Origin of the sequence: Solibacillus faecavium, assembly GCF_014836905.1 — a bacterium.
GTDB classification, from domain to species: domain Bacteria; phylum Bacillota; class Bacilli; order Bacillales_A; family Planococcaceae; genus Solibacillus; species Solibacillus faecavium.
In genome coordinates this window covers 362,993-381,858 of the sequence record NZ_JACSPZ010000001.1, presented here as the reverse complement: position 1 = coordinate 381,858, position 18,866 = coordinate 362,993, and the positions used below count along the sequence as shown (strand labels likewise).

At 39.0% G+C, this 18,866-nt stretch carries 19 protein-coding genes; 18 read left to right on the top strand and 1 reads right to left on the bottom strand.

The annotated features are described in order from the left end of the window. Genes rlmN through H9635_RS01895 form a run of 6 tightly spaced genes read left to right on the top strand, consistent with a single transcriptional unit; the run spans position 1 to position 6,061 of the window. A complete protein-coding gene (gene rlmN / locus H9635_RS01920) occupies positions 1 to 1,149 on the top strand; it encodes a 23S rRNA (adenine(2503)-C(2))-methyltransferase RlmN (protein ID WP_191698453.1) in 1,149 nt (382 codons plus the stop codon). A 10-nt stretch (positions 1,150 to 1,159) separates the two neighbouring features. Beyond that, positions 1,160 to 1,906: a Stp1/IreP family PP2C-type Ser/Thr phosphatase gene (locus H9635_RS01915; RefSeq protein ID WP_191698452.1), complete on the top strand. Its 747-nt coding sequence runs from the start codon at positions 1,160 to 1,162 to the stop codon at positions 1,904 to 1,906. Positions 1,907 to 1,908: 2 nt separating this feature from the next. Then, positions 1,909 to 3,873 carry a Stk1 family PASTA domain-containing Ser/Thr kinase gene (pknB, locus tag H9635_RS01910; protein ID WP_191698451.1) on the top strand — a complete coding sequence of 655 codons (1,965 nt, stop codon included), beginning with the start codon at positions 1,909 to 1,911 and terminating at the stop codon, positions 3,871 to 3,873. A gap of 12 nt (positions 3,874 to 3,885) precedes the next feature. Continuing rightward, positions 3,886 to 4,767, top strand: coding sequence for a ribosome small subunit-dependent GTPase A (gene rsgA, locus H9635_RS01905; RefSeq protein ID WP_191698450.1), 882 nt, complete (start codon positions 3,886 to 3,888; stop codon positions 4,765 to 4,767). 2 nt (positions 4,768 to 4,769) lie between these two features. Continuing rightward, complete coding sequence (rpe, locus tag H9635_RS01900) at positions 4,770 to 5,435, top strand: ribulose-phosphate 3-epimerase (protein WP_191698449.1); 666 nt, start codon at positions 4,770 to 4,772, stop codon at positions 5,433 to 5,435. Further along, the gene (locus H9635_RS01895; protein ID WP_191698448.1) at positions 5,432 to 6,061 is read left to right on the top strand and encodes a thiamine diphosphokinase; all 630 of its coding nucleotides are present in this window, start codon (positions 5,432 to 5,434) and stop codon (positions 6,059 to 6,061) included. Before rpe ends, H9635_RS01895 begins: the two co-directional genes overlap by 4 nt. 196 nt (positions 6,062 to 6,257) lie before the next feature. Here the strand turns inward: H9635_RS01895 and rpmB are convergent, their stop codons facing one another. Beyond that, positions 6,258 to 6,446: a 50S ribosomal protein L28 gene (rpmB, locus tag H9635_RS01890; RefSeq protein ID WP_004227417.1), complete on the bottom strand. Its 189-nt coding sequence runs from the start codon at positions 6,444 to 6,446 to the stop codon at positions 6,258 to 6,260. A gap of 217 nt (positions 6,447 to 6,663) precedes the next feature. Here rpmB and H9635_RS01885 point away from each other — a divergent pair, with 217 nt between their 5' ends. The 12 genes from H9635_RS01885 to rnc all read left to right on the top strand — a co-directional run bounded on the left by H9635_RS01885 (position 6,664) and on the right by rnc (position 18,866). Further along, positions 6,664 to 7,539, top strand: coding sequence for a diacylglycerol/lipid kinase family protein (locus H9635_RS01885; protein ID WP_191698447.1), 876 nt, complete (start codon positions 6,664 to 6,666; stop codon positions 7,537 to 7,539). 219 nt (positions 7,540 to 7,758) lie between these two features. Further along, a complete protein-coding gene (locus H9635_RS01880; protein ID WP_008403339.1) occupies positions 7,759 to 8,121 on the top strand; it encodes an Asp23/Gls24 family envelope stress response protein in 363 nt (120 codons plus the stop codon). Positions 8,122 to 8,139: 18 nt separating this feature from the next. Next, positions 8,140 to 9,786: a DAK2 domain-containing protein gene (locus tag H9635_RS01875; protein WP_191698446.1), complete on the top strand. Its 1,647-nt coding sequence runs from the start codon at positions 8,140 to 8,142 to the stop codon at positions 9,784 to 9,786. A gap of 273 nt (positions 9,787 to 10,059) precedes the next feature. Next, positions 10,060 to 10,722, top strand: a complete 663-nt coding sequence (gene sdaAB, locus H9635_RS01870; protein WP_191698445.1) for an L-serine ammonia-lyase, iron-sulfur-dependent subunit beta — start codon at positions 10,060 to 10,062, stop codon at positions 10,720 to 10,722. Positions 10,723 to 10,734: 12 nt separating this feature from the next. Then, on the top strand, positions 10,735 to 11,655 hold the full coding sequence (gene sdaAA, locus H9635_RS01865) for an L-serine ammonia-lyase, iron-sulfur-dependent, subunit alpha (RefSeq protein ID WP_191698444.1): 921 nt from the start codon (positions 10,735 to 10,737) through the stop codon (positions 11,653 to 11,655). A gap of 144 nt (positions 11,656 to 11,799) precedes the next feature. After that, positions 11,800 to 13,839 carry an ATP-dependent DNA helicase RecG gene (gene recG / locus H9635_RS01860; protein WP_191698443.1) on the top strand — a complete coding sequence of 680 codons (2,040 nt, stop codon included), beginning with the start codon at positions 11,800 to 11,802 and terminating at the stop codon, positions 13,837 to 13,839. Between the two features lie 142 nt (positions 13,840 to 13,981). Then, positions 13,982 to 14,545 (top strand): transcription factor FapR, encoded by a 564-nt coding sequence (fapR, locus tag H9635_RS01855; RefSeq protein ID WP_191698442.1) that lies wholly within the window; start codon positions 13,982 to 13,984, stop codon positions 14,543 to 14,545. Between the two features lie 5 nt (positions 14,546 to 14,550). Continuing rightward, the gene (plsX, locus tag H9635_RS01850; RefSeq protein ID WP_191698441.1) at positions 14,551 to 15,546 is read left to right on the top strand and encodes a phosphate acyltransferase PlsX; all 996 of its coding nucleotides are present in this window, start codon (positions 14,551 to 14,553) and stop codon (positions 15,544 to 15,546) included. Between the two features lie 24 nt (positions 15,547 to 15,570). Beyond that, positions 15,571 to 16,524, top strand: coding sequence for an ACP S-malonyltransferase (fabD, locus tag H9635_RS01845; RefSeq protein WP_191698440.1), 954 nt, complete (start codon positions 15,571 to 15,573; stop codon positions 16,522 to 16,524). Then, the gene (gene fabG, locus H9635_RS01840) at positions 16,515 to 17,261 is read left to right on the top strand and encodes a 3-oxoacyl-[acyl-carrier-protein] reductase (protein ID WP_191698439.1); all 747 of its coding nucleotides are present in this window, start codon (positions 16,515 to 16,517) and stop codon (positions 17,259 to 17,261) included. The genes fabD and fabG overlap by 10 nt, the downstream gene beginning before the upstream one ends. Before the next feature lie 37 nt (positions 17,262 to 17,298). After that, positions 17,299 to 17,535 carry an acyl carrier protein gene (gene acpP, locus H9635_RS01835; RefSeq protein WP_191698438.1) on the top strand — a complete coding sequence of 79 codons (237 nt, stop codon included), beginning with the start codon at positions 17,299 to 17,301 and terminating at the stop codon, positions 17,533 to 17,535. 569 nt (positions 17,536 to 18,104) lie between these two features. Continuing rightward, positions 18,105 to 18,866 carry a ribonuclease III gene (rnc, locus tag H9635_RS01830; RefSeq protein ID WP_191698437.1) on the top strand — a complete coding sequence of 254 codons (762 nt, stop codon included), beginning with the start codon at positions 18,105 to 18,107 and terminating at the stop codon, positions 18,864 to 18,866.

Below are 18,866 nucleotides of genomic sequence, written 5' to 3'. Positions count from 1 at the left end.
ATGGAGCAAGAACAATTAAAACAATTTGATGAACGAATTCAGGATTTAGTGGAAGAAACAGCAGATAAGCCAGTACGTCGTGTGAAAAAAGAAAAGCCTCAGTTAAAACCTTCAATCTACTCATTGCGTCTAGATGAAATGAAAGAATGGTTAACAACAAACGGGGAAAAAGCTTTCCGTGCAGGGCAAATTTATGAATGGCTATATGAAAAGCGTGTCCAAACATTTGAGGATATGTCAAACTTACCGAAAGCATTACGTGAAAAGCTAGAGGCGGAGTTTGCTTTAACGACGCTTTCAACAATTATTAAACAGGAATCAAAAGACGGTACAATTAAGTTTTTATTCCAATTGCAAGATGGTTATTCTATCGAAACAGTATTAATGCGTCATGATTACGGAAATTCAATCTGTGTTACGACTCAAGTAGGTTGCCGGATTGGCTGTACATTCTGTGCCTCAACTTTAGGCGGTTTAAAACGTCACTTAATGGCTGGTGAAATTGTTGAGCAAGTTGTAAAAGTGCAGCAACAATTAGATGAAACAAATGAACGTGTATCATCAATCGTAATTATGGGAATCGGTGAGCCATTTGATAACTATGATGCGATGATGAACTTCCTGAAAATCATGAATGATGACAAAGGTCTAAATATCGGTGCACGTCATATTACCGTTTCAACTTCTGGTATCGTACCGAAAATTTATGAATTTGCTGATGAAGGCATGCAAATTAACTTTGCTGTATCACTTCACGCACCAAATCAGGAAGCACGCCAAAAACTAATGCCGATTGCGAAAGCATATAAATTAGAAGAGCTGATGGAAGCGGTAAAATACTATACGAAGAAATCTGGACGCCGTGTCACGTTTGAATATGGTCTAATGTCCGGAGAAAATGATACAGAAGAAGTAGCGTTAGAGCTTGCTAAGCTTATTAAAAACATTAAATGCCATGTCAACTTAATCCCTATTAACTACGTGCCGGAGCGCGATTATATTCGTACGTCACGCAGTAAGATTTTTGCCTTTGAAAAAACGCTTAAAGAGCAAGGTATTAACGTAACGATCCGTCGTGAGCAAGGTGCGGATATTGCTGCTGCTTGTGGCCAGTTACGTGCACAGGAACGATCACACGAAACAAAGTAGGTGGACTATAGTGAACTTTACAGTGGAAAGTGATATTGGGTTAAAGCGAAAAATAAATGAAGATCGGGCCGCGTTTTTTGAGCGCCCCGATCATTTTAAGCTTGCAATTTTAGCAGATGGTATGGGTGGACATAATGCAGGTGATGTTGCAAGTGAAATGGCCATCACGGAAATGCACAGGCTTTTTAAACTGGTGGATGCTGAAGATTTTGCATCGAAACAATTAAAGTTGGATTGGTTACGCAATGCGGTTTCACATATTAATCAAAAAATTTATCAATATTCCTTAACACATGAAAATTGTCAAGGTATGGGAACGACGATGATTGCGGCGCTGCTTGATGAAAATGAGTGCCTTATTAGTCATGTAGGTGATAGTCGTGTTTACCATTTTGCAGACGAAGAAGTAAAGTTAGTAACAAGAGATCATTCTTACGTAAATATTTTATTGGAAAATGGAGAAATTAGTGAAGAAGAGGCACTAAATCATCCTCAGAAAAACTTCATTTTAAAAGCACTAGGTACAGAAATTTCAATTGAACCGGATTTTTATGAATTGACTTTATCGAATGAAGCCTACTTACTCATTTGTTCAGATGGTCTAAGCAATAAGCTGACGACAACAGAAATGGCAACAATTATTACGCCCCAAATCTCCATAGAGGAAAAGGGGAAAAAATTAGTGCAACTAGCAAATGACCGTGGTGGCGAAGATAATATTTCCCTTATTTTAATGACAACGGTGCAGGAGGTGTAGCAATGCTTGTAGGAAAACATATAAGTGGCCGTTATAAGATATTACAATTAATTGGCGGAGGCGGTATGTCAAATGTGTATTTAGCACATGACATTATTTTAGGTCGAGATGTCGCGATCAAAATTTTACGCTATGATTTAGCAAATGAAGAAGAATTGCACCGTCGTTTTCAGCGTGAGGCATTGTCCGCTACAAGTTTAACAAATCCAAATATCGTTAGCATTTATGATGTTGGCGAAGATGGGGATATGCACTATATTGTTATGGAATATATTAAAGGGAAAACATTGAAACAATACATACAGGAGTTTTCACCTTTATCTGCAGCGCGGAGTGTTCATATTATGAAACAGCTTACTTCTGCGATTGCACATGCACATGAGAATGGTATTATTCATCGGGATATTAAGCCGCAAAATATATTAATGGATGAAGAAGGCAATGTGAAAATTACCGATTTTGGGATTGCGACATCGCTTGGAGCTACAAGCTTTACTCAAACAAATTCGGTCATAGGAACAGTTCATTACTTATCGCCAGAGCAGGCGCGTGGTGGCATTGCAACGATGAAATCCGATATTTATGCACTCGGTATCGTGCTATATGAGTTGTTAACAGGGGAATTGCCATTTTCGGGTGAATCAGCTGTTTCAATTGCTTTAAAGCACTTACAGACAGAAACACCGTCTGTTCGGGAATTTGATGCGAGCATTCCGCAAAGTGTAGAGAATATCGTATTAAAAGCAACTTCAAAAGATGCGAACCACCGATACACGAGCGCAGAAGAAATGGAAGAAGATTTAGATACTTGTTTATCCATTCAACGAGTGAATGAGCCTAAATTTGTACCACCTGTAGATGACGGTGCAACAAAGCTGATTCCAATTATTAAAGACCCTAAACCTGCAGTAGCATCTGTTCAGCAACCATCCACAGGTTTGACGGAACAAACAGTACGCATGGAAACAGACCCGACAGTGCAACAGCAGGAGCAGAAGAAACAAAAAAAGAAAAAGTGGCCACTAATTGTCGGTATACTGGTTGCTTTAGCGATAATTTTTACTGTCATAGCATTTATGATGACACCGAATAAAGTTGTAATAGAAGATGTGACAAACGAAACATTAGAGGATGCCATCCGTATTTTACAGGAACAAGGCTTTGTTATTGGCGAACAAGAGGAACGTAATTCTGAAGAGATTGAAGCGGGAAGAGTTATTGAAACAGATCCAATTGCCGGCCGCGAAAGAGAAAAAGGTTCGGAAATAGATTTAATTGTCAGCATTGGAAAAGCACCTATAGCTATGACGAATTTTGTAGGGATTCAACGGGATCAAGCTATATCGCTCTTAGAGGAAGGCGGCTTTAAGGACTACAAATTTGAAGAGGTGTATTCTTCTGATCACGTACCAGGCGAAATTATTGAGCAAACACCAGAAGCGGGAGAAGAAGTGCTCTTCAATGAAACGGATGTTGTTTTGAAAGTTAGTAAAGGGAAAGAAGTAGTCGAAGTACGAAACTTACTAACTTTTAACGAAGCAAACCGTAAAGAATACGAACTTAGCTCAGGCTTTAAAGTGAATGTGACAGGTGAGGAATATTCGGATAAACCAGTCGGAGAAGTAATTAGCCAAACACCAAAGGCAGGCACTACGCTTGAAAAGGGCGGTACCATTAATGTAGTAGTATCTAAAGGTCCACAGGCAAAAAAAGAAAAGCCATATAGAAGTACAATTGAAATTCCGTACGAACCTGCTGAAGAAGGTATGGAACAGACAGTAACGATTTATATTCAGGATAAATCACGTTCGATGGTAGAGCCTGTAGAAACGTTTACGATTACCGAAGACACAATGTATCAAATTGAACTATTTATTGTCGAAGGTGATAAAGCGGCCTACCGAATTGATCGTGATAACAGTGTCATTGAAAATAAAACAATAACTTATGAAGAATTAATGGAATAGAGGAGGAATTGGATGGCGAAAGCCCAAATTCGAAAAGCATTAAGTGGCTATTATTATGTTGAAAAAGAAGGCAAATTAATACAATGCCGTGGACGTGGGATTTTCCGTAATCGCGGAGAATCTCCACTTGTCGGTGACTTTGTAGAATATTCGTATGATGGAGAATCGGACGGTTCTATTGATAAAATTTTGGAACGACAAAATGAATTGGTTCGACCACCGATTGCGAACGTTGATCAGGCATTACTTGTGTTTTCCGCAAAAGAGCCCGATTTTAATACGGTTCTGCTTGATCGATTTTTAGTCGTGCTAGAATCGTTCCAAGTACAACCGATTATTATTTTAACAAAAATGGATTTATTGAATGATGCGGAACGTGCGCATTTACAAACATATATCGATGACTATAAAGAAATCGGCTATGAAATTATTGAAACTTATATCGATGATCCAACATTACTGGAGAAAATCAAACCGTTTCTGCAAGATAAGACATCAGTGCTTGCCGGACAGTCAGGTGTTGGGAAGTCAACCTTATTAAATACATTACTTCCTGAATTGGATTTGAAGACAGGCATTATTTCAAAAAGCTTAGGGCGTGGGAAACATACAACACGCCATGTCGAGCTTATTGAAGTTTGTGGTGGATTGTTGGCGGATACACCGGGCTTTAGTTCATTTGATTTTGATATGATTGAAAAGGAAGAACTGACATCTTGTTTACCGGAATTCGAGCGAATCAGCGAGAATTGTAAGTTCCGTGGTTGCCTACATATAAAGGAACCGAAATGTGCGGTAAAACAAGCGGTAGAAGCTGGTGAAATTCGACCTTACCGTTATGAGCATTACGAACAAATTTTACAAGAAATTATCGATCGAAAGCCGAGGTATTAGACATGATTAAAATTGCACCATCGATTTTAGCAGCAGATTTCGCAAAGCTGGGACAAGAAGTGAAAGAAGTAGAGGCAGCAGGAGCAGAATTGATTCATATCGATGTAATGGACGGTCATTTTGTACCGAATATTTCATTCGGTGCGATTGCACTAGAAGCGATTCGCCCGCTCTCTACTTTACCGATGGACGTACATTTAATGATTGAAAATCCAGACCAATATATTGAGCAATTTGCTAAAGCAGGAGCAGATTATATTACTGTTCATGTGGAAGCATGCCGTCATCTGCACCGTACAATCCAATTGATTCGTTCTTACGGTGTAAAGCCAGGTGTCGTGTTAAATCCACATACACCGATTGAAGCGATTCAGCACGTTTTAGGAGATGTAGATATGGTATTATTTATGACTGTAAACCCAGGCTTTGGTGGGCAGAAGTTCATCGAATCAGTAGTACCAAAAGTAGAAGCGTTATCAAAAATTATTAAAGAACGCGGTTTAAATATTGAAATCGAAATTGATGGTGGCATTAATGCAGAAACAATTGTCCCGTGTGCTAAAGCAGGAGCAACGGTTTTTGTAGCGGGCTCTGCCATTTACAGTAAAGAAGATCGCGCACAGGCTTTACAGGAAATTAAACAAGCAGGACTAGCGGCAATCCAGTGATTGTAGCAATCTGCTCAGGCGGCCCTATCTATGAGGTCGCCTTTTCTTTAATGCCTGACATATGGATTGGGGTTGACCGGGGGGCTTTATATTTAATCGACGAAGGCATTTACCCAAACCATATAGTAGGAGATTTTGATTCAGTTACCGCGGAGGAGTTTGCGCGAATATCCGAAGCTATTGATCATATTGAACAATTTCAGGCAGAAAAGGACGAAACAGATACAGATTTGGCATTGCAAAAAGCACTAACCTATGAGCCGACGGAAGTATTATTGACTGGTGTTACAGGTGGTCGCTTAGATCATTATGAAGCAACATTACGATCTGTATCTTTCATGCAGCAACAATATCCTCATATAGTATTTAAGATTATTAATTCCCAAAATAGCATTCAATTTTTACTCCCGGGTACACATCTGTTAGAACAATCCGATTATTCATATGTTTCCTTTTTTTCATATGGTAAGACACTTCAAAATGTGACGTTGCGCGGTGTTAAATATGAAACATTTGATGAAGTGATTGAGCAAGGGACATCGCGTTTTACAAGCAATGAAATAATAGACGAAGGGTCTATTTCGTTTACGGGTGGCATATGTTTAATGATAAAGAGTAAAGATTAAGGAGGAACAACACTGAAAGTCTATACATTTCAAATGCCGAAATGGTTAAGTGGGGTCGCGAGAGGCTGCGTGAAGTTGTTTCGTAAAGAAAAGAAAGAAAAATAAAGTTCCTGACTACAGCTCATAAAGAATGGGGGCTGTAGTTTTTTTGCATAAAAATAGAGTACCAGCAAGAGAGCCGATACTCTATACGCGATTAAACGCGTTCGATTTTACCTGATTTTAAAGCACGAGCAGAAACCCATACACGTTTTGGCTTACCGTCAACTAAGATACGAACTTTTTGAAGGTTAGCACCCCAAGTACGTTTGTTAGCGTTCATAGCGTGTGAACGGTTGTTGCCTGTACGAGCTTTACGGCCAGTAATTACGCATTGTTTTGGCATTGTAAAATTCCTCCTTACAGCTGAATCTGAAATCTTTATTTCAGTTCGTTATTTCACATACCATAATAATTTAACATACCAAAGCAATGAGTGCAAGACATTTTACATAACCTTTCAAGAAAAAAACCTTTACACCCTATTTGAAATTATAGATTAAAAATTCCGGATAAAAGGTAATAGAATATATGAAAAAATATATTTTATTGGGGGAATATGCATGAAAAAATGTATGGTCATTATAAATCCGTCTTCAGGAAAAGAGAAAGCGTTAGAATATGAAAAAAAAATCATTGCCCAATTACATAATTATGAAGTGGTGATGAAAGAAACAATGGGTGAAGGGGATGCGACCCGATATGCTAAAAAGGCATGTGATGAAAACTATGACACGGTCATTTTAGTAGGGGGAGATGGAACTTTAAATGAAGGAATTAACGGAATTGCTGAACAGCCGCACAGACCGGTTGTCGGAATTGTCCCTTTAGGAACAGTGAACGACTTTGCACGCGCATTAAATATTTCCCTCGATCCTGATGAAGCGATCGCTTTACTTGGAGGGCGTACAAGAAAGGCGGATATTGGTAAGGTCAATGATATATATTTTACAAACATTATTGCCATTGGTTCATTGGCGGAAGCAGTAGGAGAGGTGTCAGTAGAGCAAAAAACATCACTTGGTGCACTCGCCTATTTATTTGAGGGGGTAAAAGCAGCGATCGAAAATGACTCTTGTAATATAGTAATAACAGCAAACGGACAAACTTATAAAGAAGATATAATGATTTTTATATGTGTGTTAACGAACTCTGTCGGCAGTTTCCGACAAATCAATGAAGATGCTGACACGTCGGATGGTCTACTGCACGGTTTTATCGTGAAGAGCACCAATACATTACAGGTAGTCGGTACAGCTAAAAACCTTATAACAGGCAATCATGAGAAGGACGATAATATAACAAAATTTGATGCACAGGAAATTCAAATTAAAGCGGATCAACCACTTGCTTTAAATGTTGATGGTGACTTAATCAGTCAATTACCGGCAAAAATTTCAGTTTTGCATAATCATATCGAATTTTATTGTAATAATTAACATTATTAATTATGCTCCCGTATAACAATTGGATTTTGTCGAATACTCAAATTATCAAGTTTAAATAATTCTATATCTGAATGGAAAAATTTGAAATAAAAAAGTGAAGTTTGTTAAAAAGATGACTTCAAGCTAGACGGGGATGAACGTTTTCTTTTATAATCAACTTTTGTGTAGTACAATATAAATTAGTTAAATAGAGCCAAGGGGGCATTCACTATGTCAGTAGAATTAAATAACGAATTCGGTCATATTGATATTTCCAATGATGTTATTGCTCAAATTGCTGGTGGAGCAGCGATTGAATGTTATGGCATTGTAGGCATGGCATCAAAACATCAAATTCGTGATGGATTAACAGATATTTTACGAAAAGAGAATTTTGCTAAAGGTGTGCTCATCCGCCAAGAAGGTGATGACTTACATATTGATATGTACATTATTGTAAGCTACGGTACAAAAATTTCTGAGATCGCTTATCAAGTACAATCAAAAGTAAAATATACAGTAAATAAAACATTAGGTATGAGCGTTAAATCAGTTAATATTTTTGTACAGGGCGTTCGTGTTGCGAATGTGTAAGAGGAGGAAATGAATCGAATGAAGTCTTTAGACGGAATTAAATTTGCTGAAATGGTCCAAATGGGTGCACATCACCTATACCAAAATGCAGCATATGTTGATTCACTAAATGTATTCCCTGTGCCGGATGGTGATACAGGGACAAATATGAATTTATCAATGACATCTGGTGCAGATGAAACAGAAGCAAATGTAAGTGCACATATCGGTAAAACGGCACAAGCGCTATCAAAGGGCTTACTTATGGGAGCTCGTGGTAACTCAGGTGTAATTTTATCTCAATTATTCCGTGGTTTCGGTAAAGCAATCGAGAAAGATGCTGAAATTGATGCAAAGGGCTTAGCGAATGCTTTCCAAGCAGGCGTAGATACTGCCTATAAAGCCGTTATGAAACCCGTGGAAGGTACAATTTTAACGGTAGCACGTGAAGCTGCGGCAAAAGGTGTCGAAGTAGCGGAAACAGAAGATAATATGATTACGCTAATGGAAGCATTTATCGAAGAAGCCAAGCAATCATTAAATCGCACACCGGATCTTTTACCAGTATTAAAAGAGGTTGGTGTTGTGGATAGTGGTGGCCAAGGCTTACTATTTGTTTACGAAGGATTCCTTGCTTCAATGAAAGGTGAACCTTTACCAGCGAAAAATGAATCTTCACTAGATGATTTAATCAATGCTGAACACCATCGTGTACAGGATTTCATGGACACATCTGATATTGAATTTGGATATTGTACAGAAATCATGGTGCGCTTTGAAGAAGATAAAACACCATTTGACGAAGAGCGGTTCCGCCAAGAGTTAAATCCAATGGGTGATTCATTATTAGTCATTTCAGATGATGAAATTGCGAAAGTACATATTCACTCGGAAACTCCTGGAGACGTACTTGCAGCTGGTCAAAAATATGGTAGTCTTATTAAAATTAAAGTAGATAATATGCGTGAACAGCATTCTGCTATCGTAAATGATGCACCAAAAGCGCCTGCTAAACAGCAAAAAACAAAAGTTCCATATGCAATTGTAACGATTGCAATGGGTGAAGGTGTTTCAAATTTATTACGTTCAATCGGTGCTTCTTATGTAATAGAAGGTGGACAAACGATGAACCCTTCTACTGAGGATATCGTGAAAGCTGTTCAGGAAATTGGTGCAGAACGTGTATTAATTTTGCCGAATAACAAAAATATCATTATGGCAGCAGAACAAGCAGTTGAGCTTCTGGAAATTGAAGCTGCTGTTGTGCCAACAAAAACAATTCCTCAAGGGATGGCAGCTATTTTAGCATTCAATCCTGCTGAGTCGGTTGAGGATAATAAAAATAACATGACATCAGGTTTTGCTCATGTGAAGACAGGTCAAGTAACATTTGCAGTACGCGATACATCGATTGATGGTGTTGAAATCCGCAAAGATGATTACATGGCATTAGCTGAAGGTAAAATTATTTTATCGACTCCTGAAATGATGGATGCAGCGAAAAAAGTGCTTGAAGGATTAATGGATGAAGATTCGGAAATCGTTACAATCATTTTTGGTGAAGATGCAACAGCAGAGCAGGCAGATGAATTACAAAACTTTATCGAAGAAAATTACCCGGATGCAGAAGTGGAAATTGTTGAAGGTAAACAATCCCTTTACCCATTCATTCTTTCTGTAGAATAAATAGTAAAAAGCAACTGGGATCATACGAAAAACATCAATTATTTCTCTTTGTGAGAAAAATTGATGTTTTTCTGTTTGCAATCATGATTTAATTTACGAAGTAACCTATAATAAGTGAATTTTCTCCGTTTATTTTTCAATCCGGAATGATAAGGGTATTTCTCCTTATAATGGTTATTATTCTGTTTTAACAACAAGAAGTTTGTTAATTGCAGAGAAAATGAGTACACTAGATGTATATGAAAGTATGAAAGAAAATGGGGGATTATCATTATGAAATTTACATCAGTTTTTGATATTATCGGTCCAGTTATGATTGGGCCATCCTCTTCACATACAGCTGGTGCAGCACGCATTGGTCGTGTCGCGCGTGATTTGTTCGGACGTCAACCTAAATGGGTAAAAATTTATTTATATGGTTCATTTGCTGAAACTTATCGAGGGCATGGCACTGATGTCGCTATTGTCGGAGGATTACTCGACTATGATACAGATGACGAACGTATTAAAACAGCTTTTGCCGAAGCGGAAAAAGCCGGTTTGCAATTTGAATTTATTCCAGAAACAGCAAATAAAGAACATCCAAATACAGCACGTCTTTTAATGGGCGATGATGAGTCGGAAATGAGTGTTGAAGGTATTTCAATTGGCGGCGGTAAAATTGAAATTAGCGAAGTGAATGGCTTTAAACTGCGACTTACAGGAGGAATGCCGGCTATTTTAGTCGTGCATGATGACCGTGCAGGATGTATCGCAAACGTAGCTAATTGCTTAGCGATGCATGACGTAAATATTGGGCATATGGAAGTATCACGTATCGAACGTGGCTTAACTGCTTTAATGGTTATTGAAGTGGACCAGAATATAGATCAGCGTCTACTAGAGCAAATTTCTTACATCCCGCATATTACGAAAGTTTCAAAAATTAATAATTAAGGGGTGACAAAAATGGATGTTTTATTTCGTAGTGTTCGAGAATTGGTGGAATTAGCAGAGAAAGAAGGAAAGCTAATTTCTGAATTAATGATAGAGCAGGAAATGTTAATTACAGGCCGTACTCGTGAAGAAATTTTTGCGCAGATGGATCGTAACTTGACGATTATGGAAGAAGCGGTGGAGCGCGGCTTAAAAGGAGTACAGTCCGTAACGGGTTTAACTGGTGGAGATGCTGTACTCATTCAAAATTATATTAAAAAAGGCAATTCATTAGCCGGAGATCTTTTACTTGATGCTGTCAGCAAAGCTGTTGCAACAAATGAAGTAAATGCAGCAATGGGTACAATTTGTGCGACTCCGACTGCAGGTTCTGCGGGAGTAGTTCCGGGGACATTATTTGCTGTGCAAAATAAATTGAATCCGACGCGTGAACAAATGATCCGCTATTTATTCACTTCAGGAGCATTTGGTTTTATCGTGGCAAACAATGCCTCGATTTCAGGAGCAGAAGGTGGCTGTCAGGCGGAAGTAGGAAGTGCATCCGCAATGGCTGCTGCAGCGATTGTCGAAATGGCTGGAGGAACTGCTCAGCAAAGTTCAGAAGCATTCGCAATTACATTGAAAAATATGCTTGGTTTAGTTTGTGATCCGGTTGCCGGCTTAGTAGAAGTACCGTGTGTAAAGAGAAATGCAATGGGTGCATCGAATTCACTTGTTGCAGCGGATATGGCGTTGGCAGGTGTGACTAGCCGCATACCGTGTGATGAAGTTATTGGTGCAATGTACCGTATCGGTCAGGCAATGAGCCCGAACTTAAAAGAAACGGCTCGTGGCGGCTTAGCGGCAACACCGACTGGTAAAGCGATTACACATGCAATTTTTGAAGGTGGAGATTTAAAGAGCCTGTTAAAATCACGTGTAAACAGCAATTAGTATTTGAATGTATAGAGGTTTATTTGTTTGTGTTAAAGATCTTTCAGATTTTTAGCACAAGCTTTTTTTCATTTGAAAGAGAACGTATGCACCTATTTTATGCTATTCTTAAGGAACAAATATTTCGTAAAGGAAGTGTCGAAAATGATCCATGAGCCAGTTTCACAATTAAAGGGTATCGGAAAAGAAACAGCTGAAAATTTGATGAAAATTGGCATACATACCGTTCATGATTTGATTTGGACATTTCCGTATCGCCATGAAGATTTCCGATTGAAGGATTTAACAGAAACACCACATAATGAGCGTGTCACTATTGAGGCGCGTGTTGAAAGTGAGCCAACAGTATTATTTTTAGGGAAAAATAAATCCCGACTTCAATTTACGGCGCTTGCAGGAAGACATTTAATAAAAGTAGTGTTTTTCAATCAGAACTATTTGCGGCAAAAGCTGTTAACGGGCAATATTATTACGGTGACAGGTAAATGGGATCGTGGCCGTCAAGTAATTGTAGGGTCCACTGTTACATTTGGTCCGAAAACCGATCAAATAGATTTTGAGCCGGTATATAGTTTAAAGGGAAATATCCAGCAAAAGCGATTTCGTAAATACATGCGACAAGCATTAGATTCTGTAAAGGAACAATTGCCTGAAACATTGCCGAGTGTATTTCGTGAAAATTATCAATTAGTTAATATTCATGATGCACTTGAAGGTGTACATTTCCCACTAAATGCTGAACATGCAAAACAGGCGCGCCGTCGTTTTGTTTATGAGGAGCTATTACAATTTCAACTCCGTATTCAAGCCTTAAGAAAAGCGAATAAGGAAAATGAAAAGGGAATTTCAATTCGTTTTGATTTAGAAAAATTAAAGGAGTTTATCGCTACATTACCATATGAGTTGACAGGTGCACAAAAGCGAGTGGTCAATGAAATATGTAAAGATTTACTGCTTCCACAGCGTATGAACCGTCTTCTACAAGGGGATGTAGGTTCCGGTAAGACTGTTGTGGCTGCAATCGGTCTTTATGCTGCGGTAACAGCAGGCTATCAAGGGGCTTTAATGGCACCAACCGAGATTTTGGCAGAGCAGCATGCTGAAAACTTACATACATGGTTTGATGCAATTGGTGTCAAGGTCGCCTTGTTATCTGGCTCAACAAAAGTAAAGGCCCGTCGTGAATTATTGGCACAGCTGACAGCAGGTGAAATCGATATTCTGATTGGTACACATGCATTGATTCAGCCAGATGTCGAATTTCATAACCTAGGGTTTGTAATTACAGATGAACAGCATCGTTTTGGGGTAGAACAACGTCGAGTATTACGGGAAAAGGGAGAAAGTCCGGATGTTATGTTTATGACTGCTACTCCCATTCCGCGTACATTGGCGATTACAGCTTTTGGTGAAATGGATGTTTCCATTATCGATGAGCTGCCTGCAGGACGTAAGGAAATTGAAACTCACTGGCTAAAGAAAGAGCAGTTAAATAGTGTATTAATGCGTATGAAACAAGAGCTTGTATCAGGTCGCCAAGCTTATGTTATTACGCCGTTAATTGAAGAATCGGATAAGCTTGATGTGCAAAATGCTGTTGAAGCATATGAACAGTTAAAAGCTTACTTCGGCAATCAGTTTGAAATAGGGCTCATGCATGGGCGCTTACATTCTGATGAAAAGGATGCGGTAATGCGCGGATTTAGTGAAGGGAAAATCCATGTTCTTGTTTCAACGACCGTAGTTGAAGTAGGGGTAAATGTTCCAAATGCTACATTTATGACAATTTATGATGCGGAACGATTTGGTTTAGCCCAACTTCATCAGCTACGTGGACGTGTTGGCCGGGGAGAGCATCAATCGTATTGTGTACTTATAGCGGATCCAAAAACAGATGAAGGAAAAGAGCGCATGATGAGCATGACAGAGACGAATGACGGATTCCGTTTAGCTGAAAAAGATTTGGAACTTCGGGGCTCTGGAGATTTTTTTGGAAAGCGTCAAAGTGGGTTGCCTGAATTTAAATTGGCTGATCTCGTACACGACTATCGTGCATTGGAAACTGCAAGACAAGATGCTGCTAAAATGCTATATGAAGAAGCGTTTTGGCACGATGCTGAATATGAGTATCTTCGTAAAGAGTTAGAGGCTTCTGGTGTTCTGCAAGGGGAACGAATCGATTAGTTAGTGGGACAGTTAGAAACACAGGTTTTTTAGGAACGTAGCAAAAATATGTTGCGTTCCTTTTTTTATACCTGTATATTGATATTAGTACCAAGTGCTAATACTAATCTTTTATAAAATTAAAGGTAGGTAACAAATACGTATGAAGCGTTCCAAAAAAGAGCGACAGTCCTTATTGACTGAAAAAATCGCCGACAATCCTTTCGTTACTGATGAACAATTAGCAGCTGAATTTAATGTGAGCGTTCAAACGATTCGACTGGATCGGATGGAACTTGCAATCCCGGAATTACGGGAGCGTATTAAAGATGTTGCTGCTAAAAAATATGACGAAGTAAAATCTTTACCACTAGATGAAGTCATCGGTGAAATTATTGATATTGAATTGGATAACCGGGCTATCTCCATTTTTGATGTTGGAGATGAACATGTATTCCAACGCAATGGCATAGCGCGTGGGCATCATTTATTTGCACAGGCCAACTCTTTGGCGGTGGCGGTAATTGATGACGAGCTTGCCCTTACAGTAAAATCAAGTGTTGCTTTCGTAAAGCCAGTTCGTGCGGGTGACCGTGTCGTAACGAAAGCAATTGTAAAAGGGAAAAACTCTGAAAAAAATCGTACATTTGTTGAAGTGATTTCTTCTGTTGATAACGAATTAGTTTTCAAAGGGGAATTTGAAATGTACCGTACGAAAGGTGAATAAATAATATGAAAATAGCAGTAGACGGCATGGGTGGAGACAACGCCCCACAAGCTATCGTAGAAGGTGTGCTACTTGCACTGGATGACTTTCAGAATATAACAATTGATTTATATGGTGACGAACAAAAAATGGCTCCATATTTAAAAGAACATAACCGTTTAACGATTGTACATTGCAGTGAAGTAGTAGAAGCCGAAGATGATCCGGCACGTGCTGTACGTCGTAAAAAGGATTCGTCAATGGCACGTATGCTGGATGCTGTTGCTGAAGGGAAGGCAGATGCCTGTCTATCAGCAGGAAATACAGGAGCTTTAATGGCGGGTGGTCTATTTAAAGTAGGTCGCATTGACGGAGTATCACGCCCTGCATTAGCAACGACATTGCCAACAATGAATGGGGACGGCTTTTTAATGCTGGATCTTGGTGCCAATGCGGATGCTAAAGCGGAAAATTTACTTCAGTTTGCTATTATGGGCGATATTTATGTAAAGCAAGTACGTGCTCAAAAGGCACCACGTATTGGATTGCTGAATATCGGTACAGAAGATAAAAAAGGCAATGAGCTGACAAAATCTGCATTTACCTTATTGAAGGATGCAGACTTTAATTTCCAGGGGAACGTGGAAGCACGTGAATTATTAAATGGCGTTGCAGACGTTGTCGTTACAGATGGTTTTACAGGTAATATGGTACTGAAAACAATTGAAGGAACTGCGGGTACAATATTCAAAATGCTGAAGGAAACACTGTTTTCTACAACTAAAACGAAAATCGCAGCTGCTTTAGTAAAGAATGATTTAAAACAACTTAAAGATAAAATGGACTACACAGAATATGGTGGTGCAGCATTATTCGGGTTGAAAGCACCGGTAATTAAGGCTCATGGTTCATCGAATGCACGTGCGATTTATAGTGCCATTCGCCAGGCGACGATTATGGTAGAGCATGAAGTATGTGAAACGATTGCCAAAACAATCGAGCAAATGCCAAAGCCAGAATAAGAACTTCACAAAGGGGATTATTTAATGACGAAAATTGCTTTTATTTTTCCAGGACAAGGTTCACAATCTGTAGGGATGGGCGCGGAGTTCGTTGCGAATGATGAAAAAAGCAGACAATTTTATGAGCGAGCAAATGAAGTGTTGCAACTTCCATTGTCGGACTATATGTTGAACGGTCCTCAAGAAACGTTAACACTTACTTACCATGCTCAGCCTGCATTGTTAACAACGGGGGTAATGATTGCCAATAAGCTGATGGATGAGGGCATTACACCGCATTATACGGCGGGACATTCATTAGGAGAATATAGTGCATTTGTCATTTCGGGAGTTATTGGGTTTGAGGATGCAGTAAAAACAGTTCATGAGCGGGGTGTATTTATGGACGAGGCGGTACCTGCAGGTCAGGGAGCGATGGCAGCAATTTTAGCGTTAGATGCCGAAAAACTGGACGCTATATGCCAACAAGTTTCCGCTGAAGGTGAAGTTGTGCAAGTAGCAAACTTCAATTGCCCGGGCCAAATTGTGATTTCAGGGACGAAACAAGGTGTGGAAGAAGCGTGTAAAAGAGCAAAGGAAGCAGGAGCGAAACGGGCATTGCCATTAGTGGTAAGTGGTCCATTCCATAGTTCATTAATGCAGAAAGCTGCACATAACTTAAAGAATACAGTAGAAACTTTGCCATTACAGGTACCAAACATTCCGGTAGTGAGCAATGTAACTTCAGAGCTCTTAACAACCGTTGAAGCGATTAAAGGGGAAATGGTAGCCCAAGTAACGAGCTCCGTACAATGGCAACAAAACATTGAGAAGCTTATTGCTGAAGGGGTAACGGTCTTTATCGAGTGTGGACCTGGAAAAGTATTATCAGGCTTAGTGAAAAAAATTGACCGCAATGTACAAACATATTGTGTTTATGATGAAGCGAGTTTAACGCAAGTTGTCGAAGCATCAAAGGAGTGGAAACAATGGGTTTAAGTGGTAAATGTGCAGTCGTAACAGGGGCATCACGCGGTATTGGACGCGCTATAGCGTTACAATTGGCAAGCGAAGGGGCTAAAGTAGTTGTCAATTATAGCGGCAGCGAGCAAAAGGCACTGGAAGTTGTAGAAGAGATTAAAAATAATGGCGGAGAAGCGATTGCTGTACAGGCGAATGTTGCAGAATCCGATTCCGTTCAAAACTTAATGAAAACAGCAATTGATACATATGGATCAATTGATATTCTAGTAAATAATGCAGGTATTACACGCGACAATTTATTAATGCGTATGAAAGAAAATGAATGGGATGACGTCATTGATACGAATTTAAAAGGTGTCTTCTTATGTACAAAAGCGGTAACACGTCAAATGATGAAGCAACGAGCAGGTCGTATTGTTAACATTTCCTCTATAGTAGGTGTGGCAGGAAATGCAGGACAGGCAAATTATGTGGCAGCAAAGGCCGGTGTTATCGGATTGACGAAAACAACTGCCCAAGAGCTTGCATCACGTAATATTTTAGTGAATGCAATCGCTCCAGGTTTCATTACAACTGAAATGACAGAAGCGTTGCCGGAAGAGATAAAAGAAACGATGCTGAAGCAAATTCCATTAGCGAAACTAGGTCAACCGGAAGATATCGCAAAAGCAGTAGTGTTCTTTGCATCAGACAGCGCCAATTATATTACAGGGCAAACACTGCAAATAGACGGCGGCATGGTGATGGCTTAAAATGGTTTATTAAAATTCTTGAGGGGAGGTGACTGATTTGTCTACAGTATTTGAGCGTGTTTCAAAAGTTATCGTTGACCGTTTAGGCGTTGACGAAAGCGAAGTGAAATTAGAAGCATCATTCCGTGAGGATTTAGGTGCAGATTCATTAGATGTTGTTGAGTTAGTAATGGAACTTGAAGATGAGTTCGATATGGAAATTTCTGATGAAGATGCTGAAAAAATTGCTACAGTTGGTAATGCAATTTCATACATCGAAAGCAAAATTAGCTAATTCATAGAATTATTGGGGCTGTATTAAAAGTCGATTTGACTTTAATACAGCCCTTTTACGTATTGGGGAGATAAACGGAGGAATGTTGCTTATTTGGAATTAGTCTCGCAGCAAAATATAAGTTTTCAGTGCCCTCCTAAAATAAGGGGAGATTTTTACCGTTATTTGAATGATGTAGTCCATTTTTAGGATAAATCAGGGAACGTTTTACCGTTATTTAAATAAAATCGTGAAATTTTATGTTTTTTTGATCAATAACGGAAATTACTTCCCTTATTTTTGCTGCTTTTTATTTTATTTTCGAAATAAGGGGAATTCATTCCGTTATTTATCTCCTTCCGCAATTCAATCTCTCTCCCCCACTTATAGTATGAACCACTTATTTTACTTCCCCATCCAACCAAAATTCAGGAAGGGGGTAATTAACTGATTTTTCAGGGGAATTGCAAGATTTTATTGGATAAACAAAATAAAAAGGATTTCGGAACTATTTTGGCTGATACCCTTTGCACAATACTATATAACAAGGTAAACTAAACGTGAGAAACTAATAGGAAGGCAGAAACTCTATGACCCAAAGAAGAAAAGGGAACAACCACAAACCTGGTGTACTCCCTGATAAAGTAAAATCACAATTCCAAATTTTCCAAGACGAAATGAATATTCATTTTCAAAATAAAGCTTTATTATATCAAGCTTTTACGCATTCATCCTATGTGAATGAGCATCGCCGCAAATTATTTACGGACAACGAACGATTAGAATTTTTAGGGGACGCTGTACTAGAATTATCTGTATCCAAATATTTATTTGAAAAATTCCCAAATATGAGTGAAGGTGAGCTTACTAAATTACGTGCATCAATTGTATGTGAGCCATCGCTCGTTGTATTTGCGAATGAACTTGATTTTGGACAATATGTTTTATTAGGTAAAGGGGAAGAGCTAACTGGTGGTCGTGAACGTCCAGCACTACTTGCTGACGTATTTGAATCATTTATTGGTGCCCTTTATTTAGATCAAGGCTTAGATGTAGTTGTCGCCTTTTTAGAGCGTATCGTATTCCCTAAAGTTGAAGTCGGTGCTTTTTCGCATGTGATGGATTTTAAAAGTCAATTGCAAGAAATTATACAGCAAACAAATAACGGTCTTTTATACTACGAAATTGTTGATGAAAAAGGTCCGGCACACAATAGAACGTTTGTTTCTCGTGTGCTGCTAAATGATGACGAATTAGGTATTGGCCGTGGAAAATCAAAGAAAGAGGCTGAGCAGCAAGCGGCGCAAAGTGCCATGCTAATGCTTAAGCAGTCAAAGCAAGAGGGGGAATAA

Coding starts and splice junctions, on each gene's coding strand:
- rpmB (WP_004227417.1), bottom strand. CDS start 6,446: ATGCCAAAACAATGCGTAATTACTGGCCGTAAAGCTCGTACAGGCAAC.
- rsgA (WP_191698450.1), top strand. CDS start 3,886: ATGGCGAAAGCCCAAATTCGAAAAGCATTAAGTGGCTATTATTATGTT.
- fapR (WP_191698442.1), top strand. CDS start 13,982: ATGAAGCGTTCCAAAAAAGAGCGACAGTCCTTATTGACTGAAAAAATC.
- H9635_RS01880 (WP_008403339.1), top strand. CDS start 7,759: ATGTCAGTAGAATTAAATAACGAATTCGGTCATATTGATATTTCCAAT.
- pknB (WP_191698451.1), top strand. CDS start 1,909: ATGCTTGTAGGAAAACATATAAGTGGCCGTTATAAGATATTACAATTA.
- H9635_RS01875 (WP_191698446.1), top strand. CDS start 8,140: ATGAAGTCTTTAGACGGAATTAAATTTGCTGAAATGGTCCAAATGGGT.
- plsX (WP_191698441.1), top strand. CDS start 14,551: ATGAAAATAGCAGTAGACGGCATGGGTGGAGACAACGCCCCACAAGCT.
- sdaAB (WP_191698445.1), top strand. CDS start 10,060: ATGAAATTTACATCAGTTTTTGATATTATCGGTCCAGTTATGATTGGG.
- fabD (WP_191698440.1), top strand. CDS start 15,571: ATGACGAAAATTGCTTTTATTTTTCCAGGACAAGGTTCACAATCTGTA.
- sdaAA (WP_191698444.1), top strand. CDS start 10,735: ATGGATGTTTTATTTCGTAGTGTTCGAGAATTGGTGGAATTAGCAGAG.
- recG (WP_191698443.1), top strand. CDS start 11,800: ATGATCCATGAGCCAGTTTCACAATTAAAGGGTATCGGAAAAGAAACA.
- rlmN (WP_191698453.1), top strand. CDS start 1: ATGGAGCAAGAACAATTAAAACAATTTGATGAACGAATTCAGGATTTA.
- fabG (WP_191698439.1), top strand. CDS start 16,515: ATGGGTTTAAGTGGTAAATGTGCAGTCGTAACAGGGGCATCACGCGGT.
- H9635_RS01885 (WP_191698447.1), top strand. CDS start 6,664: ATGAAAAAATGTATGGTCATTATAAATCCGTCTTCAGGAAAAGAGAAA.
- rpe (WP_191698449.1), top strand. CDS start 4,770: ATGATTAAAATTGCACCATCGATTTTAGCAGCAGATTTCGCAAAGCTG.
- rnc (WP_191698437.1), top strand. CDS start 18,105: ATGACCCAAAGAAGAAAAGGGAACAACCACAAACCTGGTGTACTCCCT.